Here is a 24,878-nt window from a genome sequence, read left to right on the forward strand (position 1 = left end):
CGAACTTGTTCGCCCAATCGAGCCGATCGAGACCGGTCAGGTCACGTGATGAACGAGTGGCCAGAGCAGCAATTCGCCGCCCTGCTCTAGCGACCCCGCATCCCGGCCGAATAAATTCGGCCGCTATAGACACTTCGGCTCCGCTATCACTCGGTCCCCCTGTAGGGGCGAACTTGTTCGCCCGCCGAACAGCACGACCTCGCGTAAAACCTCTCTGACGCGATCCACGCCCGCAATCAGGCGAACCAAAACGGAGCCAGTTGATGCGAAGACTGCACGGCAATCGCGCCGGGCGTGGGTGATGGGGGAAGGCATCACGCCAATGGCCCTTGCAGGCCTTCTCAGCAGGGTCTCGTAACCCACTGTAATGTCAGGTTAATTCTCGTATTTCACCAGCTAAGCCTTCAGTGGAACCTGAATTGGCAAGCCACTTGCAATCTCTCCGATACCACGTCTTCGGGTCGCCAACGGCGGTGATCGGGACGAATTGACAAAGGCGTCAACGGTGCTCGCTCTGCTCACGCAGAGCGTTCGTCCGTTACGCCTTTTTTTCGTTTCGCGATTGAGGGATGAATCATGCGCAAGACTCGCCGTACGATGCTGAAAACGCTCCTGGCCAGCGTTGGATGTTCCGCCCTGCTGCAATTGGTACCGATGACTGTCTGGGCTGCCGAGCCTGAAAAGGAAGAACTCAAGCTCGGCTTCATCAAGCTCACCGACATGGCGCCGCTGGCGATTGCCTACGAAAAGGGCTACTTCGAAGACGAAGGTCTCTACGTCACGCTCGAAGCCCAGGCGAACTGGAAGGTCTTGCTGGACCGTGTCATCGATGGCGAGTTGGACGGCGCCCACATGCTCTCCGGCCAGCCGATCGGCGCGACCATCGGATTCGGCACCAAGGCCGACATCATCACCGCCTTCACCATGGACCTCAATGGCAACGCCATCACCATGTCCAACGCCATCTGGGAACAGATGAAGCCCCATGTGCCAATGGTGGATGACAAGCCGCAGCATCCTATCAAGGCCGACGCGCTCAAGCCTGTGATCGAGCAACTCAACGCCAGCGGCAAGTCGTTCAACCTGGGCATGGTCTTTCCCGTATCCACCCATAACTACGAGCTGCGCTACTGGCTCGCCGCTGGAGGTATCCATCCCGGCTACTACGCACCGAACAAGGGCGACATCAGCGGCCAGATCGACGCCCAGGCGCTGCTCTCGGTCACCCCGCCGCCGCAGATGCCTTCGACAATGGAAGCCGGCACCATCCATGGCTACAGCGTGGGCGAGCCGTGGAACCAGCAGGCGGTGTTCAAGGGCATCGGCGTGCCGGTGGTAGCCGACTATGCGATTCGCAAGAACATGTCCGAGAAGGTTTTTGGCGTCTCGAAGGCGTGGGCCGAGGCGAACCCGGAAACCCACTAGCGCCTGGTCAAGGCGCTGATCCGCGCCGGCAAGTGGCTCGATGAAGACAACAACGCCAATCGCCAGGAAGCAGTGGAGATCCTCTCGCGCCCCGAGTACGTCGGTGCCGACGCCAAAGTGATCGCCAACTCCATGACCGGCACTTTCGAATTCGAGAAAGGCGACAAGCGTGAAGTGCCGGACTTCAACGTGTTCTTCCGCTACCACGCGACCTACCCCTACTACTCCGACGCCATCTGGTACCTGACGCAGATGCGCCGCTGGGGCCAGATCGCCGAAGCCAAGCCCGACAGCTGGTATCTGGAGACCGCCAAGCAGGTCTACCGCCCCGACATCTACCGCGAAGCCGCCGCCGCGCTGATCGAAGACGGTCTGCTGACCGCCGAAGATTTCCCCGCCGCAGACGAAGACGGCATACGCGAGCCGCTGGCCGACACCATCGACGGCATTGCCTATGACGGGCACGCGCCCAACGCGTACCTCGAACAGTTTTCGATCGGCCTGAAAGGCGATACCACACTCTGATTCCGCCTACGGGAGCCTGCGCGGCTCCCGCCTTTAGGAGAGGACACGTCGATGAGCAATCCAGCCGTCGTGCAGAACATCAAGCAAACACTACGGGCCGGCCGCCAGGCTCGCCTCAAGCGCTGGCTGCCGCAGGTCATCATGCCGCTGGTGGGCATCTTCGCCTTCCTGCTGTTCTGGCAACTCGTGGCAACCAACATCCAGACCAGCCTTGGCCAGTTTCCGGGCCCCAGCCAGGTAGCCGAGCAGTTCACGGGATTGGTCGATGCGCATGTCCAGTCGCGGGACAAAGCCGAGGCGTTCTATCAGCGTCAGGAAGATCGCAACGCCGCCAAGTTGGCCAAGAACCCAGATGCCGAGGTGAAGATCCGCCCCTACACCGGCAAGCCGACTTTCTTCGAGCAGATCTTCACCAGCCTTTACACGGTAATGACCGGCTTCGCGATTGCCTCCCTGATAGCCGTGCCGCTGGGCATCGTCTGCGGGCTGAGCAAGACGGTGTACAGCGCGATGAATCCGCTGATTCAGATCTTCAAACCGGTATCGCCGCTGGCCTGGCTACCGCTGGTGACCATGGTGGTCAGCGCCGTTTATGTAAGTGACGACCCGCTGATGGCGAAATCCTTCGTCACCTCGGCGCTGACCGTTGCGCTGTGCTGCCTGTGGCCCACGGTGATCAACACCACGGTGGGCGTTGCCAACCTGGACAAGGACCTGCAGAACGTCAGCCGCGTGCTGCGTCTGTCGCCGCTCGGCCATGTGCGTCGCATCGTCCTGCCCGCTGCCATTCCGATGATCTTCACCGGCCTGCGCCTGTCGCTGGCAACCGGTTGGATGGTGCTGATTGCCGCGGAAATGCTGGCGCAGAACCCCGGCCTCGGGAAATTCATCTGGGACGAGTTCCAGAACGGCAGCTCCAACTCGCTCGGCCGAATCATGGTCGCAGTGATCGTCATCGGCCTGATCGGCTTCGCCCTGGATCGCATCATGCTGATGCTCCAGCGCCGCGTGAGCTGGGACAAGAACGCAGACCTGCGCTGAGGGAAACCACCATGAACAATGCCCACCTCGAACTCACTGGCGTCGGTATCAGCTTCCCCACAGACAAGGGGCTCTATTGCGCGCTGCAGAACGTCAACCTGCGTATCGCCAAGGGCGAATTCGTCTCCCTGATCGGCCACTCCGGCTGCGGCAAGTCGACCGTGCTGAACATCGTCGCGGGGCTTTATCAAGCCACCACCGGCGGCGTGATCCTCGATGGCCGCGAGGTCAACGAGCCCGGCCCTGAACGCGCCGTGGTCTTCCAGAACCACAGCTTGCTGCCCTGGCTTTCCTGCTACGAGAACGTCGAACTGGCGGTGCGCCAAGTCTTCAACGGAAAGAAGAGCAAGCGCGAAATGCGCGAATGGATCGAGCACAACCTCGAACTGGTGCACATGACCCATGCGCGTGAAAAGCGCCCAAGCGAGATTTCCGGCGGGATGAAGCAGCGCATCGGTATCGCCCGCGCCCTGGCCATGCAGCCCAAGGTGCTGCTGATGGACGAGCCCTTCGGCGCACTCGATGCGCTGACCCGCGCGCACTTGCAGGACTCGCTGATGGAGATCCATGCGGACCTTGGAAACACTGTGATCATGATCACCCATGACGTCGACGAGGCCGTGCTGCTTTCAGACCGCATCGTGATGATGACCAACGGGCCATCGGCAACCATCGGCGAATTTCTCCGCGTAGAGCTGCCGCACCCGCGTGACCGCATGGCACTGGCGCATGACGCCCAGTACCACGCCTATCGGGCGCAGGTCTTGGAGTTTCTCTACCAGCGCCAGCAACGGCCGGCTGCCTGAACAAGGGCCCTCCAGGAGCGGAAATATGACCATGGACAGAGCATTGACAAGCACGCCGCTGGCAATTGAAACGCCGCGGGTGACCGAGACCGCTGTCGCTTTGAAGCCACACACTGACTGGCTGCTGCTTGCAGCCTGGTCGACGGCCTGTATCGCGGGGCTGTGGCAACAGCAGTGGCTGGCGCTCACCCTTGCCTGCCTGGCGGCGGGTTTACAGCTTTTGCAGCAGCGCAAACGACAGGGCCTCGATCATCCGCGGGAGGATCTGGTAGCCGCATTCGGTGCACAGTCGCTGCGAAACGCCCGCCTGCGCAGCGAAGTGCAGTTCGCCAGCGACGCGCTTGAACGCATGGCTGGCACAGCCGAGCACAGCAGCATCGATCAGGCCCAGCGGGTATTGGCGATCACCGAATCCAGCAAGGACTTGAGTCATAACCTCGACCGCGTCAGCACCCTTGGGCAGCAGGCCATGGAGGCATTTGCCGAGACGCATCGTGAAAGCGAGACCGGGCGCAACAGCGCCATGCGGGTCAGTGCCAGCATGAGCGACGTTCGCGAAAGCATGCAGCGAACGGCCGATGCTGTCGGTCAGCTGATGCAGGACACCGCAGCCGTGGGCAAGGCCGCGCTGAGCATCCAGGCGGTTGCCAGGCAAACCCAGCTACTTGCGCTCAACGCCTCCATCGAAGCGGCGCGGGCCGGTGACCATGGTCGCGGCTTTGCCGTTGTGGCTGACGAAGTGCGCCAGTTGGCACTGACCAGCGACCGCGCCGCCCAGGACATCTACCGCGTAGTCGACACCACCGGACACACCGTGCGCCGCGTCGAGGCCGAAGTCGTCCAGCACAAACAGCTGCTCGAGCAGAGTGGCCAGCAAAGCAGCACCCTGGCGACCGAACTCGATCAGCTGGCTTTGCGCAGTCAGCGGAGCCTGGCTGAGCTGGACCACCTGTATGCGGCGCTCGAAGAGCAAAGACACAGCAACGGCCAGCTTCGCCAACAGCTCGATTACGTGGGAGCCGGCGTCCAGCTCCAGCGCGCCCAGGCCGAAGAGCTGCACAGCCTGACGCTCTACCTCACCCGCCTCAGCCGAACGGAAGCCTGACCATGGAAGTATCGATCGCCCTCACCCTGGCTGCCTGCCTGGTATTGCTCGGCAACCACCTGAGCCGCGTTGCGGCGGAACGCCATCGCAAACGGCTCTGCGCAACCGATGTGCAAGCGCTTCAACACGCATTGGAGGTCCTGCAGTTCGTGCAGAAGCACCGCGGCCTCGGCGGTCAGCGCGAAGCAGCAGCGGCAGCGCAACGGCTGGAAGTCGCATCTCGCCTCGACCAGCTCTGGCACGACTGGAAGGGAGAAGAGAACCGGCCTGCGATGCGCGCCTTGTGGCAGGAGATTCGTCAGAACCCGGCGGATTTCGAGCCGCATTGCATCCTGATCGAACAGCTGCTGGAGAGCATTCATGTGCTTGAACTGCGTCTGGCCTTCCAGGGCAACCCGCAAGTGAATGGCATGTGCGAGGCCTGCCGCGCACTCGAAGATCTGGGCCGTCTGCGCGGCTTGGCAGTGCGAGCGGCCAACTTTGAACGCTGTCCGCTGGATATGCAGATCCAGATGCGCTACCTCTGCCAGCGCCTGGCCGACCCTATCGGCGGCAAGAGTCTCGGCAACCTCATCGAACATCTGGAACGTAACCTGATCAACGCACCACGGGTCAGCCTGGCACCGGCCGAATGCTACGCGCTGATCACACCGATCATCGACGAGCGGCTGCGGGGCATTCGCCTCAGCATTGCCTGAGGCGTGGAACAAATACCGGGATATTCCGCTGACCGTTCCGGCTTGGGGCCGGCGCACGGACGCGTACAATCCGCGTCCGCACGTCGCGCCAAACCAGCGCTTAGTATTCAGCCCACGAGATCACCATGGCCCGCCTGACCCTGCAATTTCCGGAAGACCAGTTCTGCTTTACCACCCAACTTACCGTACGCATCACCGACATCAACGCCGGCAACCATCTGGCCAACGATTCCATGATCTCGATGATTTCCGAAGCGCGCGCACGTTTTCTGTTCGCCTACGGTATCGCCGAAACCAGTAAGGATGGCGGGGGCATCATCGTGACCGACCTGGCCACCACCTATAAAGCCGAGGCGCATGCGCGCGACGTGCTGCAATTCGAAGTCGGTGTTATGGACTTCAACAAGTACGGTGGCGATATCACTTTCCGCATTACACGCCCGGCTGACGACACATTGATTGCCATGGCCAAGTCCGGCTTCGTTTTCTACAACTATTTGGAAAGCCGCGTGGTATCGATGCCCACCGAGTTCGAAGCGAAATTCCCCAAGGTCAATCGAATCGCCTGATACGCCCCGTTTCGAAGCACTGCGCACCACGGCTGCGCGCTTCAGGCCGGTTTCAGCGCGTCTCGAACGTCAGCAAAGCCCAGATTCCACCGCTTTAGCGCTTGGCACAGCTTCTGCTTAGGCAAGGCAGGTAGCCAAAGGCGGTTACTCACAGACATGACAAAGGCGTCGCGTTGCCCCGTTGAGATTGACGGTGGTTCGCGGCGCCTTTTTCGTTTGGCCCCAACGAACAGGGGCGCGGGCATGGCTCGCATGGATTTGAGGCTGCCACCAGGCAGCGGGGCATTCCCCGACCGCCAGCTGGCGCGCCGGTAAAAACTTGTCTAGTGAGGTGTTCGATGAATACGAGTTTCTGGAAATCCGGCCACACGCCGACGTTGTTCTCCGCCTTTCTCTACTTCGATCTGAGCTTCATGGTGTGGTACGTGCTCGGCCCCATGGGCGTGCAGATTGCCGCCGACCTTGGCCTGACCACACAACAACGCGCTTTCATGGTGGCTACCCCGATCCTCTCCGGTGCGGTCCTGCGCCTGGTGTTGGGCGTACTCGCAGATCGAACGTCTCCCAAGACCGCCGGGCTGTTCGGCCAGATCGTAGTGATCGCCGCCTTGTTCGTCGCTTGGGTCCATGGCATCCACAGCTATGAACAGGCCCTGCTGCTCGGCTTGTTCCTCGGCATGGCTGGCGCTTCTTTTGCCGTCGCGCTACCGCTGGCGTCCCAGTGGTATCCCCCGCAGCATCAGGGCAAAGCCATGGGCATCGCCGGGGCGGGCAATTCAGGAACCGTGCTCGCCGCGTTGTTCGCGCCTGTGCTGGCGTCCACCTTTGGCTGGAGCAATGTGTTCGGGCTGGCGCTGATTCCCCTGGTGCTGACCCTGATCATCTTTGCCAGCGTCGCCAAGAATGCCCCAAACCGTCCGGCGCCGAAGTCCTTCGCCGATTACATGAAAGCCTTGGGCGACCGCGACAGCTGGTGGTTCATGTTCTTCTACAGCGTGACCTTTGGCGGCTTTCTCGGGCTGGCGAGCACCCTGCCTGGCTATTTCCACGACCAGTACGCCTTCGATCCGGTCAAGGCCGGCTACTACACCGCCGCCTGCGTATTTGCCGGCAGCCTGCTGCGGCCACTGGGTGGTGCGCTGGCCGACCGCATCGGCGGAATCCGTTCGCTGCTGGTCATGTACACCGTCGCCGCGGCGTGCCTATTCGTGGTTGGCTTCAACCTGCCCAGTTCGACGGCGGCGCTGGCGCTGTTCGTCGTTGCCATGCTCAGCCTTGGCGCGGGCAACGGTGCGGTGTTCCAGTTGGTGCCGCAGCGCTTCAACAAGGAAATCGGTGTGATGACAGGGTTGGTGGGTATGGCCGGCGGTATCGGTGGTTTCCTGCTCACCGCCGGGCTCGGTGCAGTTAAACAGGCCACCGGTGACTATCAGATGGGGCTCTGGCTGTTCGCCAGCCTGGGTGCACTGGCTTGGTTCGGGCTCTATGGTGTGAAGCGTCGCTGGAGAACTACCTGGGGCTCCGCCGCGATGACCGCTGCGCGCGTCTGAGTTCGAATACGCTGACCATGGGTAGGCCATAGGGCCTGCCTCCGCCGTCCGTTTCCCCTAGCGCGCCACCGGAGCATTGCCTCATGCCGTTGCAGCTGTCGTTTGGCGAAGCCACCGCAACCGGCCCCCGCGAGGAGAACCAGGACGCCCTGCGCATCGTCACGCCAACGCCGGGCCTGGCAGCGAGCAAAGGCTCGCTGTTCGCGATTGCCGACGGCGTCAGCCAGTGCGCCGATGGCGGCCTCGCCGCTCGAGCTACCTTGCAGGCGTTGGCCACCGATTACTATGCGACGCCGGAAACCTGGACCGTCGCGCAGTCCCTCGACCGGCTACTCGTTGCTCACAACCGCTGGCTGCAGGCAAACGGCGGCGGCCAGCCACTGCTCACCACCCTGACCGCACTAGTACTGCGCGGGCGTCGCTTCACCCTCGCCCATGTTGGCGACGGCCGCGCCTACCGCTGGTTCGACGGTGAGCTGCAGCGCCTCAGCGAAGACCATGTGTGGGAACAGCCGAACATGCAGCACGTGCTCAAGCGCGCCATGGGCCTGGACCAGCATCTGGTGGTGGACTACCTCGATGGTGAACTGCGTCTTGGCGAATGTTTTGTGCTGCTCAGTGACGGCGTCTGGGCCAGCATTACCGAGGGCGATATCCAGAATGTCCTCCGTGCCGAGCCGGATCTTTCCAGCGCGGCCAAAACGCTGGTGAATCTCGCCCACCAGACCGGCAGCCAGGACAACGCCAGCGCTCTGCTGCTGCGTGTCGAAGAACTGCCGCCAGCGGCGTTGGCCGACTCTCTCGCTCAACTGGCGGACTGGCCGCTGCCACCCAGGTTGCGAAACGGCCAGGTATTCGAGGGCTGGACCATAGAGGCGTTACTTGCCGAGTCACGGCAGTCGCTGGTCTACCGGGTAAGCGACCAGCAAGGTCAGCCCTGGTTGCTGAAGACCTTGCCGCCCAGCCGTGCTGATGAACCCGACGCCGGGCCGGCACTGCTGCAGGAAGAATGGTTCCTGCGGCGTGTTGCTGGCCGCCACTTTCCCGAAACCCACGGCTTGTCTCAGCGTCAGCACCTGTATTACGTGCAGCGCGAATACAGCGGCCAGACCCTCGCTCAGCAATTCAGCCAGCACGGCCCGCTGGAATTAGCTGACTGGTTGCACCTCGCGCCACGACTTATCCGTGCGCTGGGCATGCTGCATCGGCGCAACATCCTGCACCGCGACATCAAACCGGAAAACCTTCACCAGGCAGGCGACGGCGAGCTACGGTTGCTGGATTTCGGCCTCGCGTACTGCCCAGGCTTGTCCACGGATAAGCCACACACTCTACCGGGCACGCCGAGCTATATCGCCCCCGAGGCGTTCGCCGGCGAACCACCAAGCCGCGAGCAGGATCTCTACGCGGCCGGCGTCACGCTCTACTACCTACTCACCGGACACTATCCCTACGGCGAGGTCGAGGCGTTCCAGCGTCCGCGCTTCGGCACTCCGGTGTCGGCCAGCCGCTATCGCCCCGACCTGCCGCAGTGGCTGGATGAAATGCTCAAGCGCGCTATTGCGGCCGATCCGGCTCAGCGGTTCGAAACCGCGGAGGAGTGGCTGCTGACTCTGGAACAGGGCGAACGTTTGAGTGCCGGCACAACTCATCGGCCCTTGCTCGAGCGCGAGCCCTTGAAGGTTTGGCGCGGCCTCGCCCTACTCTCGCTGCTGCTGAATCTGATTCTGCTGGTATGGCTGGCGAAAGGCAGCTGAGCGAATCGCGATCAGATCGACATGCGCCGGACGATCAGCCCCTGGCGTGCAACGCGAACCAGTTGCCGCACGCAATCTCCGAGACGTTCTGTGCTCGGCGCCTGGATCACCGCCAGGTCGAAACTGTTGGACGCGAAGTGCGCCAGCGATTCATCCGCCCCGGTGAACTGAACCTGAAAGGCGCGTGGCTTGCCCCAGCGCTTCGGCCAGCCATCCAGATAACGCAACAGCGAGGGTTGATGGCTGCCGCCAAGGAGGATTTTCGGGTTGCTGCGGACCAGCCCACTTGTGATTGGGGCCAAACGTAGAGGGGTGCGTTGTAGTGCATTCATTGGGAGAAGTTCCGCCTCAAAAATTCCGCTGGGCAGCGGTGGGAGGCGACACCGAACCAGCGCTTTAGCGGTATTTCGAAGCCGTGGCTCCAGGCGCCCCGCAAGTAGCTGACTAAATCGGCGCATGGGCGAAACAATAGAAAAGCGGGCCGGCGGCTGTCAACGGTCAATTTCGCCATGCAGCCCGCGGCCCCCTCCGTGATGGTTGGCTGAAGCCCACCAACAAGACTCGCAGCAGTCCACCGACGCACCAGTACTGCGCAGCTTGCTATATAGGGGTGCAGCTGCAAGTCGCTTCGGCCCGGTTGCGCAGGCTTGGCGAAACGATACGACAGCGCAGCATTACGTGCGCCTGTACGGGGTTCGCTCCGTGCCAGCGCCCGTAAGTGCTGGGCTTCGCGACGAAGACATTGCACAGGGCGACCTGCGCGCTACGGCTGACCGCGGCCAGCCGCTGAACCGCGATCAGGTTGGCACAGCCTCTGCATTAGCAGGCTTACATAGGCGGGACCTTCAACGTGGAGGGTTCGGCTCCGAATACGGAAAACAAGGACAAAGGCGTCCTCACTGGGAGATCAGTGGGACGTCTTTTTTCATTTCTGGATTTTCAAAAGCATGGCCAGGCGCAGCTGACCGCCAGGCCCGGCGCGGAGAACGGCATGAAGAAACTCAAGCTTGTGATGATTGGCAACGGCATGGCCGGGGTGCGTACCCTGGAAGAGCTGCTCAAGCTCGCCCCTGAGCTCTACGACATCACGGTTTTCGGTGCCGAGCCCCATCCCAACTACAACCGCATCCTGCTTTCCCCCGTGCTTGCCGGCGAGCAGACCTTCGAGGAAATCGTCCTCAACAGTCTTGATTGGTACGCAGAAAACAACATCCGCCTGATGCTCAACCGCAAGGTGGTGGAGATTGATCGCGCCAAGCGCCGCGTGATCGCCTCGGACGGCACCGAGGCCGAGTACGACCGACTGCTTATCGCCACCGGTTCCAACCCGTTCATTCTGCCCATCCCCGGCAATGATCTGGAGGGCGTGATCGGTTATCGCGACATCGCCGATACACAGGCCATGATGGACGCTGCCAAGACCCACAAGCACGCGGTTGTCATCGGTGGCGGATTGCTGGGGTTGGAGGCTGCGAACGGCCTCAAGCTGCGTGGGATGGACGTGACAGTAGTGCACATCGGCGAGTGGCCGATGGAGCGCCAGCTCGACAAGACCGCCGGCACCTTGTTGCAGCAGGCGCTGGAAAGCCGTGGCCTCGCGTTCAAGATGCAGAAGCAGACTGCCGAGCTGATCGGCAACGAAGGGGGCCGGGTCCGCGCCGTGCGTTTCGCCGACGACGAAGTGATTGACGCGGATCTGGTGGTGATGGCCGCTGGCATCCGCCCCAACAGTGAGCTGGCCGAAAAATCCGGCATTCCTTGCAATCGCGGGATTCTGGTCAACGACACCCTGCAAACCTATGACCCTCGCGTTTACGCAGTCGGTGAATGCGCCAATCATCGCGGTACTGCCTATGGGCTGGTGGCCCCGCTGTTCGAGCAGGCCAAGGTTTGCGCTAACCACTTGGCGATGCTCGGCTTCTCCCGCTATCTGGGCTCGGTTACCTCGACCAAGCTGAAAGTCACAGGAATTGATCTGTTCTCCGCTGGCGACTTTCTCGGCGGCGACGGTACCGAAACCATCACCCTCTCCGACCCAATCGGCGGCGTGTACAAAAAGTTGGTGATCAAGGACAACATCCTTGTCGGCGCCTGCCTGTACGGCGATACGGCAGACGGAGGCTGGTACTTCCGCCAAGTCCGCGAAGGCCACAACGTCAGCGAGATTCGTGACCACCTGATGTTCGGCGAGGGCGCCATCGGCGACACCGGTCACCAGGGCCAGAACAAGGCGATGGCCATGCCGGACAGCATGGAAGTCTGCGGCTGCAATGGCGTGTGCAAGGGCGAGATCGTCAAGGCGATTCAGGAACACGGTCTGTTTTCCGTCGACGACGTGAAAAAGCACACCAAGGCCGCCAGCTCCTGTGGGTCCTGCGCCGGTCTGGTAGAACAAATTCTGATGAATACCGTCGGCGGCGCAGCTGATGTAAAGCCGAAAAGCGAAAAAGCCATCTGTGGCTGCAGCGACCTCAACCACGGCCAAGTGCGCAAAGCCATCGTCGACCACCATCTGATCAGCATTCCGGAGGCGATGAGCTACATGAACTGGCGCACCCCCAACGGTTGCGCCACCTGCCGCCCGGCACTGAATTACTACCTGATCTCCTCCTGGCCGGGCGAAGCGAAGGACGACCCGCAATCGCGCTTCATCAACGAACGTGCCCACGCCAATATCCAGAAGGACGGCACCTATTCGGTTATCCCACGGATGTTCGGCGGCGTCACCAATGCCGCCGAACTGCGCCGCATCGCTGACGTTGCCGACAAGTACAAGGTGCCCATGGTGAAAGTCACCGGCGGGCAGCGCATCGATCTGCTGGGCATCAAGAAGGACGACCTGCCCAAAGTCTGGCAGGACCTGGACATGCCCGACGGGCACGCCTACGGCAAATCCATCCGCACCGTTAAAACCTGTGTCGGGCAGGAATTCTGCCGCTTCGGCACCCAGAACTCGACCGGGCTGGGCATCGATCTGGAGAAGGCGCTGTTCGGCATGTACTCGCCGCACAAGGTCAAGCTCGCCGTCTCCGCCTGCCCGCGCAACTGCGCTGAGTCGGGCATCAAGGACGTCGGCATTATCGGCGTCGATTCCGGCTGGGAGCTGTACATCGGTGGCAACGGCGGCATCAAGACTGAGGCCGGTGAATTCTTCGTCAAGGTCAAGACCGCCGAGGACGTCGCCGAATACAGCTTCGCCTTCCTCCAGCTCTACCGCGAAGAAGGCTTCTACCTCGAACGCACCGTGCACTACATGCAGCGCGTCGGCCTGGAATACATCAAGAAGGCCGTCCTGGAAGACGAAACCCGGCGCAAGGCGCTGGCGCAGCGACTGATGTTCTCGCTGACTTTCGAGGGCGACGGCTGGAAGAGAGTTATTGCCGAGCAGTCGCGTAAGAAAGAGTACGAAACGATCCAGTTGACCCAGATCGAGCCCGCTTGACCGTCCGTGTAGGGGCGGACTTGTTCGCCCAGATGGCTGGACAGCGCATCGGGCGAATGAATTCGCCCCTACGGAAGCGCTCCGGCGTGGTTACCAGAAGATGCCATGAACAGATCACGGCCATGTAGGGGCGAATTTATTCGCCCGATTCAGCCATGGGGGCGAATGAGTTGCCCCGACGGAATAGCTGCTTGATCAACCGAATTGCGAGGAAACAGCCATGAAATGGTTCGACATCTGCTCACTGGACGAGATCAACCCACTGGGCGCGCGCATCGTCGCTGGGCCCAAGGGTGATATTGCGGTGTTCCGGACAGCGGACGATCAAGTGTTCGCCCTGGATGATCGCTGCCCGCACAAGGGTGGCCCACTCTCTCAAGGCATCGTATTCGGCAAGCAAGTCGCCTGCCCGCTGCACAACTGGCAGATCAACCTCGACAGCGGCGAAGCCGTGGCGCCGGATGTGGGTTGCGCGCACCGCCATGAAGCGCGTGTCGAAAACGGCCGCGTGCTGCTTTCGCTGAACAGCGCAACCGAATACGCATGAGTTCACAACAGGCAGGCGAGCCAACCATGAATCAGACGTCAGGAGACGCCATGCGCCAGACAACCGCCTCCACCTGCTGCTATTGCGGCGTGGGCTGTGGCGTGCTGATCGAGCACGACGGCGAGCGCATCCTCGATGTTGCCGGCGACCCAAGCCACCCGGCCAACTTCGGCAAGCTCTGCAGCAAAGGTTCGACGCTGCACCTGACCGGCGACCTCGACGCCCGCGCGCTTTACCCCGAGCTGCGTCTGGGCAAAGGCCTGGCCCGCACACGCACCAGCTGGGACAGTGCACTGGACCACGCCGCCAATGTGTTTGCCGAAACTATCGCCGAGCACGGCCCGGACAGCGTGGCCTTCTACATCTCCGGACAGCTGCTGACCGAAGACTATTACGCGTTCAACAAGCTGGCCCGCGCACTGGTCGGCACCAACAACATCGACTCCAACTCGCGCCTGTGCATGTCGTCCGCCGTGGTCGGCTACAAGCGCAGCCTCGGCGCGGACGCGCCGCCGTGCAGCTACGAAGACATCGAGCAGAGCGATTGCCTGCTGATCGTCGGCAGCAATATGGCCTACGCCCACCCGGTGCTGTTCCGCCGCCTGGAAGAGGCCAAGGCTTCGCGACCCGAGATGAAGGTCATCGTGGTCGACCCGCGCCGCACCGATACTTGCGATCTGGCGGACCTGCACCTGCCGATCCTGCCCGGTACCGACGTCGCGCTGTTCCACGGCATCCTGCATATCCTCATGTGGGAAGGCTGGATAGATCGCAGCTTCATCGACGCTCATACGGAGGGCTTCGATGCGTTGAAAAGCATGGTGCGCGACTACAGCCCGGCCATGGTCGCCGACCTGTGCGGCATCAGCGTCGATGCCTTGCAGACCTGTGCACGGCTGATCGGGCAATCGCCGACGTTTCTCTCGCTCTGGTGCATGGGTGTCAACCAGTCCACCGCCGGCAGCGCCAAGAACAGCGCGCTGATCAACCTGCACCTTGCCACGGGCCAGATTGGCAAGCCCGGCGCTGGCCCTTTCTCGCTGACCGGCCAGCCCAACGCCATGGGCGGGCGTGAGACGGGCAGTCTTTCCAACCTGCTACCCGGGCATCGCGAGGCCGGTAACGCGTCACATCGCGCTGAAGTAGCGGACTACTGGGGCGTTCCTGAGTTGCCCGAGACGCCAGGCCTGTCAGCGATCGAATTGTTCGACGCCGTGCACAGCGGCAAGATCAAGGCGCTGTGGATCGCCTGTACCAATCCCGCGCAATCGATGCCGGACCAGCGGAAAGTTCATGAGGCTCTCGCAGCTTGCCCGTTCGTGGTCGTGCAGGAAGCCTTCTTCACCACCGAGACCTGCCGCTACGCTGACCTGTTGCTACCCGCCGCCAGCTGGGGCGAGAAGGAAGGCACCGTGACCAACTCCGAGCGCCGCGTCAGCCATGTGCGCTCGGCCATTGCAGCACCTGGCGAAGCGCGTCCTGACTGGTCGATCACCTGCGACTTCGCCCGTCGCCTGGAAATGCTAATGCGTCCGGGCCAGGCCAGCCTGTTTGACTTTGACGCACCAGCTGCGCTGTTCGACGAGTACAAACAGCTGACTCAGGGTCGTGACCTGGATCTGTCCGGGCTCAGCCATGCGCTGATCGACAGGCTCGGCCCGCAGCAGTGGCCCTTCCCCGCCGGAGCCCTGCAAGGCACGCCGCGACTCTATGGTGACGGCGTGTTCCCCACCGAAGATGGCCGCGCACATTTCCTTGCCGAGCAGTACCAGGCGCCAAAGGAAAAACGCGAGGCACGCTTCCCGCTGACACTGAACACCGGCCGCCTACGTGATCACTGGCACGGCATGAGCCGCACCGGCACCGCCGCGCGCCTGTTCGGTCACGTCGAAGAAGCGCTGCTGAGCATGAGCGGCGACGATATGCGCCGTCGCCGCCTGCTCGATGGACAGCTGGTCAAGGTCCGCAGCCGCCGGGGCGAATTGTTGCTGCCGGTGCAAAAGGACGACAGTTTGCGACCCGGCCAGGCCTTCCTGCCGATGCATTGGGGCGACCGGTTTCTCAAGGGGCTGGGGGTCAACAAACTCACGCTTCCCGACTTCGATCCAATCTCCAAGCAGCCCGAGCTCAAGCATGCTGGGGTCGAGGTGGAAAAAGTCGAGCTGCCCTGGCAGTTTTTCGCCCTCGTCGAAGGCTCAGTACAGAAACGCTTCGAGGCGCTGCGCCCGCTGTTCGAGGGGTTCGCCTACGCCAGCTTCAGCCTGACCGGGCGTGACCGGCCTGCACTGGTCATCCGTGCCGCCTGCAACGAAGCGCCGAGCCGGGCGCAGTTGGCGCAGCTCGAGCAACTGCTGGGACTGGATGAAGGCCCAGTACTGGTTTACGACGACCCGCGTCGCGCCGTTGGCAAGCGGGTACGCATCGAGGATGGGCGCATCGTGGCCCTCAGCCTTTCCGGCGAAACCGCGGCACGTGAATGGCTCAAGCAGCTCTGGCATGACGGCAAAGCCGATCAGGCGTTACGCCGCTGGCTGCTTGCGCCCTTGAGCACCCCGCCGGGCGGGGAAGTACGTGCAGGCAAAACCTTGTGCAATTGCATGAACGTCAGCCAGGACTCGATCTGCGCGGGAATCGAGCGGGGCCTGGATCTGAATGGTTTGAAGCAGGAACTGGGCTGCGGCACCAGCTGCGGCTCCTGCGTACCAGAAATCAAGCGGTTGCTGATGAAGCAACCGGCGGTGGCCTGAGCGACGCGTCGGTAGACAGGCGATGCCAGCGCATCGCCAAGATGATCATAGAAGCAGGAGAGGTAAACACATGAGCGCAAAAGTCTGGCTGGTTGGTGCAGGTCCTGGCGACCCGGAGCTGCTGACGCTCAAGGCCGTGCGCGCCATGGGCGAAGCACAGGTGGTGCTGATCGATGATCTGGTCAATCCAGCCATCCTCGAACACTGCCCGAATGCCCGGGTAATTGCGGTGGGCAAGCGCGGCGGTTGCCGCTCTACCCCTCAGGCGTTCATCCATCGGCTGATGCTGCGCTACGCGCGTCAGGGCAAATGCGTGGTGCGCCTCAAAGGTGGTGACCCCTGCATTTTCGGTCGCGGCGGCGAAGAAGCCGAATGGCTGGCCGAACGCGGTATCGAAGTCGAGCTGGTCAATGGCATTACCGCAGGCCTGGCTGGTGCGACCCAATGCGGGATCTCCCTGACCCAACGCGGCATTGCCCGTGGCGTCACTCTCGTCACTGCGCACACCCTGGACGGCAGCAGCCCCGAGTGGCACGCACTCGCGAAGACCGGCACTACGCTGGTCGTCTACATGGGCGTCAGCAGCCTGCATCAGGTGCAGACGGGACTGATGGAAGGTGGCCTGCCAGCAAGCACTCCGGTGGCCATGATCGAGAACGCCTCCCTCCCCCAACAACGCGAATGCCGCTCGCAACTCGGTGCTATGTGCACGGATGCCGCCGCTTTCCAGCTCAAGAGTCCAGCGATCCTGGTGATCGGCGAAGTGGCCGCCCAGGCTGTTACGCAGGTATTGAGCCAAACGGCCTGAAGATCGAAACGGCGGTCCGGCGGCCGGCGATCCGGCAGTAGAGGCGAATTCATTCGCCTGCTCGAAAAGCGAACGAATGACTTCGACGTCATAAAAAAACCGCGACCCAAGGGCCGCGGTTTTTTGTTACGACTTAGCCATCAGCCTTTCTGCCGCAGCTTCTCCGGCTTGATCAGGAAGCGCGCCAGTGCTGGGAGCAGCCAGATCGCACCGACCATGTTCCAGAGGAACATGAAGGTCAGCATCAGGCCCATGTCCGCCTGGAACTTGATTGCCGAGAACACCCAGGTGAACACGCCAATCGCCAGACAGATACCGGTGAAGATCACCGCCTTACCGGTGGACTTCAGCGTCTGATAGTAGGCTTCCTGCAGCGTCAATCCCTGGCGCAGATAAGACTCCAGACGGCTGTAGATGTAGATGCCGTAATCGACACCGATACCCACACCGAGCGCGATCACCGGCAGTGTCGCCACCTTTACCCCGATACCCATGAAGGCCATCAGGGCGTTGCCGAGGATTGAGGTCAATACCAGCGGCAGGATCACGCAGAGCGTCGCGGCCAAGGAGCGGAAGGTCAGCAGACACATGAAGCTCACCGCTGCGTATACCGCGATCAGCATGGTGGTTTCCGATGCCGCGATCACTTCGTTGGTGGCCGCTTCGATGCCAGCGTTACCGGCCGCCAGCACGAACTCGAGCCCTTCACGGTTGTTCTCTTCGGCAAACTCACGCGCTGCGGCTACTACGTGCTCCAGCGTTTCAGCCTTGTGGTCGTTAAGGAAGACCAGCACTGGCGCCAGTGAGCAGTCGCCGTTGTACATGCCTTCGGCGCGCGCAATGGAGCTGTTGAGGACGAACTGGTTACGCGACAGGGTTTCCCATTTAAGGCTGCCCTCGTTCATCCCCTTGATGCTCTGCCGGGCGACGGTGACCATGGAAACGGCCGACTGCACACCCGCGGTGTTTTCCATCTTCCACATCAGCTCGTCCATCGCGGCGAGCGTGTCGTAGTGGGCACAACCTTCGGGCGCCGTCTTGACCATCACCACCAGTACGTCGGAGCTGGTCGAGTAGTTCCGTATGACGAAGTCATTGTCGAGGTTGTAACGCGAGTCCGGATGCAGCTCGGGTGCGCCCTGATCGAGGTCACCGATCTTGAGGTTCTGCCCGTACCACAGGCCGCCCCCAACAGCGAGCATGGCGATGACGATGGAGATCGGTGCCACGGTAGGGCTGGCGAAGTTCGACAGCGCACGCCAGAAAGGATGATCGCGCGAGGCTTCCTCACGTGCCTGTTTGACCGCACGCTGGCTGATACCCATGTAGGAAATCGCAACCGGCAGCAGGATCAGGTTGGTCAGGATGATCACCGCCACGCCCAAGGACGCGCCAATGGCCAGTTCGCGGATCACGCCGATATCGATCAGCAGCAGGGTCACGAAGCCGACGGCATCGGACGCGAGTGCGACCATGCCTGGAATGAACAGCTGACGGAACGCCATCCGTGCGGCCGCCAGAGGATCATCCGTCTGACCCGAGGCCATGGCGATGCCGTTGATTTTTTGCACGCCGTGGGAAATACCGATGGCAAACACCAGGAATGGCACCAGCATCGAATAGGGATCGAGCCCGAAGCCCAGCGTATGCAGCAGACCGAGCTGCCAGGCAACGGCGATCAGCGTGGTGACCACCACGGCAATGGTGCTCTTGACGCAGCGGGTGAACCACAGCAGCAGCGCCAGGGTGATGCCGATTGCGACGAAGAAGAACAGGACAACCCCGACCAGACCATCGATCAGGTCACCAACCTTCTTGGCAAAACCGATGATGTGAATGTCGACGTTCGGATTCTGCGCCTTGTACTTGTCGCGGATCTTTTCTTCCAGCTCGTGGGAGAACTTCTGATAGTCGAGGGTAATCTGCTTGCTACGGTCTTCAGGGTCCGAATAGGACTCCATCAGCGGAACGTCGATGATGCTGGACTTGAAATCGTTGGCCACCAGACGGCCGATCTGTCCGGATTTGAGGATGTTGCTGCGCAGATCATCAAGGCTTTCCGGCGAGCCATCGTAGGTCTGCGGAATCACTTCACCACCGGCGAAGCCCTGCTCCGTCACCTCGGTCCAGCGAACGCTGGGACTCCACAGCGACTTCATGTTGGAGCGATCGACACCCTGGATGTAGAAGACTTCGTCGTGGATCTGACGCAGCGTCTCCATGTATTCCTTGGAGAAGATGTCGCCGTCCTTGGCCGCGACCGAGATCCGCACGGTGTTGCCCAGGTTGGCCAGGTCATCCCGGTGTTGCAGCATGTTCTGAATATAGGGATGCCCCAGCGGGATCATCTTTTCGAAGCTGGTCGCCGGGCGAACCTGTGCCGCCTGGTAGAAGAGAAAAACACTGATCAACAGGCAGATCAGGATCACTGCCGGTCGATTGTTGAAGATCAGGCGTTCCAGAAAGGATGCCGGCTTCTGCTGATGCTTGGTCATGTTGGCTCCGGCTTATTGTTGTTGTACGGGCAGATTGGCGCCATCTGGCGAGACGACCCTGACGCCGCTCTGCCCTACCAGCACCAGATTGCCGTTGGGATTGCCGACCACGCCTGACAGCGAGCGCCGATCGGGACGGCTGAACAGCTTGAAGGATTGGCCGTTATCCGAGCTGCTGAGTACCGTGCCGCCGTGACCCACCACGACGATGCGACCATCTGGAAGCCGATTGCCATCGGCCAGGCCGGACTCGACAGCATCACCATCGTCCAGCAGTTCAATGGCCTGCCAGCTATCCCCAAAATCGGCAGAACGGAACAGATTGCCGCGCAGGCCGAACGCCACGACTACGCCGGGCTCCGTACCGCCAACTACACCGAAGAACGAGCCTTGATAGGGAGACTCGACACGCTCCCAGGTCTCACCCATGTCGGGGGATCGGAACATGCCGCCCATTTCACCTACGATGAACAGGCCGGAGCCGTTGATCTCGGCAATGGCATTGAGGTGGGAACCGTCCTCGTTGTCGAGGCGATCAGTGACATCCTCCCAGTTCTGCCCATCAGTGGTTTCCAGCAGCACGCCGTAAGCACCGGTGGCAAAACCATGCTGAGCATTCTCGAACCACACATCGAGCAGCGGTACTTCGCCCTCACGGTTCTCGTATTGCTGTGTCCAGGTCTGGCCGCCATCGCTGGTAGCCAGGATCAGCGCATCATGGCCAACGGCCCAACCGTGCTTTTCATCGGCAAAGGATACGGCTGTAAGCAATTGCCGAGTCGGCACCTTGGCCTGCGTCCAGCTGCTGCCGCCGTCATCGGAATAGAGAATGTGTCCACGATCGCCGACGGCAACCAGACGCTTGCCGGCATACGCGATGTCCAGGAGCAAGGTAGAGGCGGCTTTCTGTGATTCCAGCGCGTGGCGCACGCCTGGCTCGGCAGGGCTTTGTGCCTGGGCCGGAACGGCTGCAAAAAGAAGGATGGATAGAACACTGCAGAGCGAGAGCGTTCTTGCCAGCGGCGATTGACTGCTAGACATCGGCGTGCGGGACTTTTTTTCCGCGCGGCCAACCGGTGTGCGCCACATGACGGGCTCACTCATACATACCCCCTTTATTTTTATTAGGTAGGGCCTGCGTATGGAGACAGGCGAAGCCATGCTATAGGGCTTTCGAAAGCGGCGGCAATTGCCTGGACGTTATGTTTTGTTAAACATGGCTGATTGATGTTGCCTGATAGGTACGCCTTATGGCACGGGGCTTAGAAGCCGTTTCCAGATGCCACGTAAAATCATCGTGCAACCCATGAAAATAGAAAAAAATCCCGCGGCGGTGCGCGGGATTTCTCGTTACTGACCGGCTGATCTCAGCGCGCGTCACCCATCAGGCAAGACTCTTGCTGACCACCTCGTAGACATCGCTCGAAAGCTCGCCGGCAGCCAGAATCCGCTCTAGTTCGGCCTTCATCAGCGCCTGACGGCTGGTGTCGTACTTGCGCCAGCGCGTCAACGGCGCCAGCAGCCGCGATGCGATCTGCGGGTTGAGCTTGTTCAGCACGATGACCTGATCGGCCAGGAATCGATAGCCAGCACCATCCGCTCGATGGAAGTTGAGCAGATTCTGATTAGCGAAGGCGCCGATCAGCGCACGCACCTTGTTCGGGTTTTTCAACGTGAACGCCGAGTGCTGCATCAGCTGCTGCACGCGTTCCAATCCGCCCGGCTGAGTGTTGCCGGCCTGTACGCTGAACCACTGATCCATGACCAGCGGGTTGTCCTTGAAGTGCTCGGCGAACGAAGTCAATGCCTTGTCACGCTCGGCCTCGAAGCCCGAATTGACCAGCACGGCGAGTGCAGTCAGGCGCTCGGTCATGTTGTCGGCTTCTTCGAACTGCTCGACGCAGGCTGCAACCACTTCAGGTTTGCCGCATAGCATCAGGTAAGACAGCGAGATGTTCTGCAGGGCGCGACGGGCGAAGTGCCCCGCCTCGGCGACATAGGGTGTCTGCCGAGACACTTCGCGATTGGCCTGATAACGCTTCCAGAACAGATCGAACAAGGCGCTGGCGATACCCTGGCGGGCAAAGTCGCGTGCCGCGTGAATGGCATCCACGTCGGCAACCTCGCTGATCTCAGTGAGGTAAGCCTCGCTAGGCAGCGAAAGCATCTCGGCCACCATCGACGGATCGAGGCTTTCATCCTCGAGCTGGCTGCGCAGCGCTGCGACCAGGCGTTCATCGAGCTGCAGCGCTTCGCCGCGCTGATGCTGCGCGACCATTTCCTGCAGCACCTGCACCGACAACTGCTGACCGGCCTCCCAGCGGTTGAAACCGTCGGAATCATGCTGCATCAGGAACATCAGCTGATCACGGCTATAGGGAAAGTCCAGTTTTACCGGCGCGGAGAAGCCTCGTAGCAGTGACGGCAGCGGCTGCTCGGGAACGTCAACGAAGGTGAAGGTCTGCTCGGGTTGATCGACCGCCAGTACGCGAGTATTGCCAACCGCAGCACCTTCGCCTTGCAGGCGCAGCGCAATCTCGTTGCCCTGGCCATCCAACAGGCCCAGCGAAACCGGAATGACGAACGCAAGCTTTTCGCTCTGGCCCGGCGTCGGCGGGCAGCTCTGGCGGAACGTCAGGCTGTAGGTCTTGCCCGCGGCATCGTATTGCTCGCTGACGGCCAGGCGCGGCGTGCCGGCCTGGCTGTACCAGCGCTTGAACTGTGTCAGGTCCGCGCCGTTGGCGTCTTCCATGGCCTTGACGAAGTCATCGACAGTCACGGCCTGGCCGTCATGGCGCTCGAAGTAGAGGTCGCTGCCCTTGCGGAAGCCCTCTTCACCCAGCAGCGTCTGGATCATGCGCACCACTTCTGCGCCCTTTTCGTACACGGTCAGGGTGTAGAAGTTGGAGATCTCGATGAAGGATTCCGGGCGCACCGAATGCGCCATCGGGCCGGCATCTTCGGCGAACTGGTGCGTACGCAGGTAAGAGACGTCCTCGACGCGCTTGACGGTCGGTGAGTTCATGTCAGCGCTGAACTGCGCATCGCGGAAGACGGTGAAGCCTTCCTTCAATGACAGCTGGAACCAGTCGCGGCAGGTCACGCGGTTGCCGGTCCAGTTGTGGAAGTATTCGTGGGCAACGATCGCCTCGACGCGCTGGTGAGCGGCGTCGGTGGCGGTTTCAGCACGCGCCAGTACAGCGCTGGAGTTGAAGATGTTGAGACCCTTGTTCTCCATGGCACCCATGTTGAAGTCGTTGACCGCGACGATCATGAAGATGTCCAGGTCGTACTCGCGACCATAGGCTTCTTCATCCCACTTCATCGACTTCTTCAGGCTGTCCATGGCGTGCTGGCACTTGTCGATGTTTTCCGGCTCGACATAGATGCGCAACGCCACGTTACGACTGCTCATGGTGGTGAAGCTGTCTTCGACGCACCAGAGATCCCCGGCCACCAATGCAAACAGATAGGCAGGCTTCTTGAACGGGTCTTCCCAGGTCGTCCAGTGACGGCCGTCATCTTCCTCGCCGCTGGCGATCGGGTTGCCGTTGGACAGCAGGATCGGATAGGCATGCTTCTCGGCGCTGACCGTGGTGGTGAACTTGCTCATCACATCCGGGCGGTCGAGGTAGTAGGTAATCTTGCGGAAGCCCTCGGCCTCGCATTGGGTGCAGAACATGCCGCCGGACTTGTAGAGGCCTTCGAGCGCGGTGTTACTTTCCGGGTGGATCACCACGGTGCTGTCCAGCGTGAAGCTGGCGGCATCGGGTTGTAGGGTCAGGCTTTCCTCGGCGATCTGGTAGTCACCCAGGCCAAGCTGGCGGTCGTTCAACGCAAGGGAGATCAGTTCGAGGTCCTGGCCGTCCAGCTGTAAAGGCGGCAAACCGGCACCAGCGTCTGGATTTCTCCGCATTACCAACTGCGCATGGACCAGCGTTCGGTCCTCGTAAAGCTCGAAGGTCAGGTGGGTTTCATCGATCAGGTAATCCGGAGCCTGATAGTCCTTGAGATGAATGACTTTCGGTTGTTCGGTGCGCATCGGTAAGGCCTCTTCGAGGCAGCTTCAAGCGGCGAGCCAGAAGCTGCAATTGAATAGCATTCGTCTGGCGGATCGTAACGGGTGATCCAGCCAACAACTGCGTGATCGATCTGTAGGGGGATGTCGCTTTCTACATCCACCAATCATTTGCCTCTGTTCATTCTGGTGGCTGGCCACCCGTGGAGCGGTGAAGCGTGATCCACCCTACGGCGCGCTGCTTGCAGCTATCTGATAGGACGTGAACTTGCGGATGTTGATAACGCCCGTATCCAGGATCAAATATTGACCCTTGATGCCGCGCAGGGTGCCTTCCACGACTGGGGTCTTTTCCAAATCCAGACTGACGACCTTGGTTGGATAGGCTTCTACGGGGTAGCGGATTTCAAGCACCTCGGCGTCCGCCATTGGCTGGATCGCCTGTAACCCATAGCGCTGTTGCAGGTCGCGCAGCCCCTCGGCGCACGCATCGAAAATCCGTTCGCGCATCTCGATCAGGTCAATGGGCTCGGCATCGCCCTTGAGCAGCGCGCGCCAGTTGGTGCGGTCAGCGACCTGACTGCGCAACAGGTCTTCGACCATGCCGGACTGCTGGCGAGTCGCGACACGCATGATCGGCAGCGCCTGACTGGCACCCTGATCGAGCCAGCGGGTCGGTAACTGCGTAGCGCGGGTGATGCCGACCTTGATGCCAGACGAGTTCGCCAGATAAACCACGTGGTCGGTCATGCAGAAGTCCATGCCCCACTGCGGATCGCGGCAAGTGCCGAAGTCGTGGTGGCATTTTTCCGGACTCATGATGCAGACGTCGCACTGCGGCAGCTTCTTGAAGCAGGGGTAGCAATAGCCCTGGCTGAAGCTCTTGTTGGTCTTGCGACCACAATGGCTGCAATGGATGGCGCCCAGGTATTCAAGCCGAACCGTCTTGCCGATAAGCGGATTGACGGCCACCAAGGTGTCGTTCAGGCGAAACGAATACTGGGCCTGCTCGCCCAGCTGAATCGACATCTTGCTCAGAGCGCCACGTCCCAATTCGAGCATTAGTGCCGCGTCCCGGATGCCGGGGAGAACAGGCTGGTGTCGATTGGCGCCTTGTTCTTGCTCTTGGAGGCGCATTCCTGGCCGCCCATGTAGCCGGTGCGCTGCTCTTCCGGCAGATTCTTCATCTCCCAGGCAATCATCGCGCCGAGGCAGGTTTCTTTCTGCTCAGGCGTTAGCTTGCGGCCGTCGCTCCATTTACCCAGTTCGACGGCGGTTTTAAGGCTTTCGTAGATTTCAGGCGTGATGTTTTCGATGGCTTCGATAAAAGACGACATGACCGGCT

At 61.3% G+C, this 24,878-nt stretch carries 19 protein-coding genes; 13 read left to right on the top strand and 6 right to left on the bottom strand.

The genetic code is table 11. The annotated features are described in order from the left end of the window. Positions 1 to 576 precede the first annotated feature (576 nt). The 9 genes from NA619_RS25105 to NA619_RS01010 all read left to right on the top strand — a co-directional run bounded on the left by NA619_RS25105 (position 577) and on the right by NA619_RS01010 (position 9,476). Positions 577 to 1,425: a CmpA/NrtA family ABC transporter substrate-binding protein gene (locus NA619_RS25105; protein WP_336605437.1), complete on the top strand. Its 849-nt coding sequence runs from the start codon at positions 577 to 579 to the stop codon at positions 1,423 to 1,425. A 72-nt stretch (positions 1,426 to 1,497) separates the two neighbouring features. Further along, complete coding sequence (locus NA619_RS25110) at positions 1,498 to 1,950, top strand: hypothetical protein (RefSeq protein WP_336605438.1); 453 nt, start codon at positions 1,498 to 1,500, stop codon at positions 1,948 to 1,950. Between the two features lie 51 nt (positions 1,951 to 2,001). Beyond that, positions 2,002 to 2,991, top strand: a complete 990-nt coding sequence (locus NA619_RS00980; RefSeq protein WP_255959088.1) for an ABC transporter permease — start codon at positions 2,002 to 2,004, stop codon at positions 2,989 to 2,991. Between the two features lie 11 nt (positions 2,992 to 3,002). Next, positions 3,003 to 3,797 (top strand): ABC transporter ATP-binding protein, encoded by a 795-nt coding sequence (locus tag NA619_RS00985; RefSeq protein ID WP_255959090.1) that lies wholly within the window; start codon positions 3,003 to 3,005, stop codon positions 3,795 to 3,797. A gap of 25 nt (positions 3,798 to 3,822) precedes the next feature. Continuing rightward, positions 3,823 to 4,902, top strand: coding sequence for a methyl-accepting chemotaxis protein (locus tag NA619_RS00990; RefSeq protein WP_255959092.1), 1,080 nt, complete (start codon positions 3,823 to 3,825; stop codon positions 4,900 to 4,902). A 2-nt stretch (positions 4,903 to 4,904) separates the two neighbouring features. Then, positions 4,905 to 5,600, top strand: a complete 696-nt coding sequence (locus tag NA619_RS00995; RefSeq protein WP_255959094.1) for a hypothetical protein — start codon at positions 4,905 to 4,907, stop codon at positions 5,598 to 5,600. Positions 5,601 to 5,725: 125 nt separating this feature from the next. Beyond that, entirely contained in the window at positions 5,726 to 6,169 is a 444-nt protein-coding gene (locus NA619_RS01000) for a thioesterase family protein (protein WP_255959096.1), read from the top strand. A 338-nt stretch (positions 6,170 to 6,507) separates the two neighbouring features. Beyond that, positions 6,508 to 7,719 (top strand): nitrate/nitrite transporter, encoded by a 1,212-nt coding sequence (locus NA619_RS01005; protein WP_255959098.1) that lies wholly within the window; start codon positions 6,508 to 6,510, stop codon positions 7,717 to 7,719. 83 nt (positions 7,720 to 7,802) lie between these two features. Further along, positions 7,803 to 9,476: a bifunctional protein-serine/threonine kinase/phosphatase gene (locus tag NA619_RS01010; RefSeq protein WP_255959100.1), complete on the top strand. Its 1,674-nt coding sequence runs from the start codon at positions 7,803 to 7,805 to the stop codon at positions 9,474 to 9,476. An 11-nt stretch (positions 9,477 to 9,487) separates the two neighbouring features. Here NA619_RS01010 and NA619_RS01015 read toward each other — a convergent pair whose 3' ends face one another. After that, on the bottom strand, positions 9,488 to 9,808 hold the full coding sequence (locus tag NA619_RS01015) for a class I SAM-dependent methyltransferase (RefSeq protein ID WP_255959102.1): 321 nt from the start codon (positions 9,806 to 9,808) through the stop codon (positions 9,488 to 9,490). Between the two features lie 659 nt (positions 9,809 to 10,467). On the opposite strand from NA619_RS01015, the gene nirB reads away from it, so the two are divergent. From nirB to cobA, 4 genes are all read left to right on the top strand, one after another. Beyond that, positions 10,468 to 12,918 carry a nitrite reductase large subunit NirB gene (nirB, locus tag NA619_RS01020; RefSeq protein ID WP_255959104.1) on the top strand — a complete coding sequence of 817 codons (2,451 nt, stop codon included), beginning with the start codon at positions 10,468 to 10,470 and terminating at the stop codon, positions 12,916 to 12,918. A 220-nt stretch (positions 12,919 to 13,138) separates the two neighbouring features. After that, positions 13,139 to 13,465: a nitrite reductase small subunit NirD gene (gene nirD / locus NA619_RS01025; protein ID WP_255959106.1), complete on the top strand. Its 327-nt coding sequence runs from the start codon at positions 13,139 to 13,141 to the stop codon at positions 13,463 to 13,465. A 50-nt stretch (positions 13,466 to 13,515) separates the two neighbouring features. Next, a complete protein-coding gene (locus NA619_RS01030) occupies positions 13,516 to 16,212 on the top strand; it encodes a nitrate reductase (protein WP_255959108.1) in 2,697 nt (898 codons plus the stop codon). Between the two features lie 70 nt (positions 16,213 to 16,282). Further along, positions 16,283 to 17,020 carry a uroporphyrinogen-III C-methyltransferase gene (cobA, locus tag NA619_RS01035; RefSeq protein ID WP_255959110.1) on the top strand — a complete coding sequence of 246 codons (738 nt, stop codon included), beginning with the start codon at positions 16,283 to 16,285 and terminating at the stop codon, positions 17,018 to 17,020. Positions 17,021 to 17,160: 140 nt separating this feature from the next. Here the strand turns inward: cobA and NA619_RS01040 are convergent, their stop codons facing one another. The 5 genes from NA619_RS01040 to NA619_RS01060 all read right to left on the bottom strand — a co-directional run bounded on the left by NA619_RS01040 (position 17,161) and on the right by NA619_RS01060 (position 24,870). Next, positions 17,161 to 19,515, bottom strand: a complete 2,355-nt coding sequence (locus NA619_RS01040; protein WP_255959112.1) for an efflux RND transporter permease subunit — start codon at positions 19,513 to 19,515, stop codon at positions 17,161 to 17,163. 12 nt (positions 19,516 to 19,527) lie between these two features. Beyond that, positions 19,528 to 20,619 (bottom strand): YCF48-related protein, encoded by a 1,092-nt coding sequence (locus tag NA619_RS01045; protein WP_255959114.1) that lies wholly within the window; start codon positions 20,617 to 20,619, stop codon positions 19,528 to 19,530. 280 nt (positions 20,620 to 20,899) lie between these two features. Further along, entirely contained in the window at positions 20,900 to 23,557 is a 2,658-nt protein-coding gene (gene pepN, locus NA619_RS01050; protein WP_255959116.1) for an aminopeptidase N, read from the bottom strand. A 204-nt stretch (positions 23,558 to 23,761) separates the two neighbouring features. Next, positions 23,762 to 24,595: a DUF2797 domain-containing protein gene (locus NA619_RS01055; protein WP_255959118.1), complete on the bottom strand. Its 834-nt coding sequence runs from the start codon at positions 24,593 to 24,595 to the stop codon at positions 23,762 to 23,764. Continuing rightward, entirely contained in the window at positions 24,595 to 24,870 is a 276-nt protein-coding gene (locus tag NA619_RS01060; RefSeq protein WP_255959120.1) for a YeaC family protein, read from the bottom strand. Before NA619_RS01060 ends, NA619_RS01055 begins: the two co-directional genes overlap by 1 nt. Positions 24,871 to 24,878 lie beyond the last annotated feature (8 nt).

Source organism: Stutzerimonas stutzeri, from assembly GCF_024448895.1.
GTDB classification, from domain to species: domain Bacteria; phylum Pseudomonadota; class Gammaproteobacteria; order Pseudomonadales; family Pseudomonadaceae; genus Stutzerimonas; species Stutzerimonas stutzeri_Q.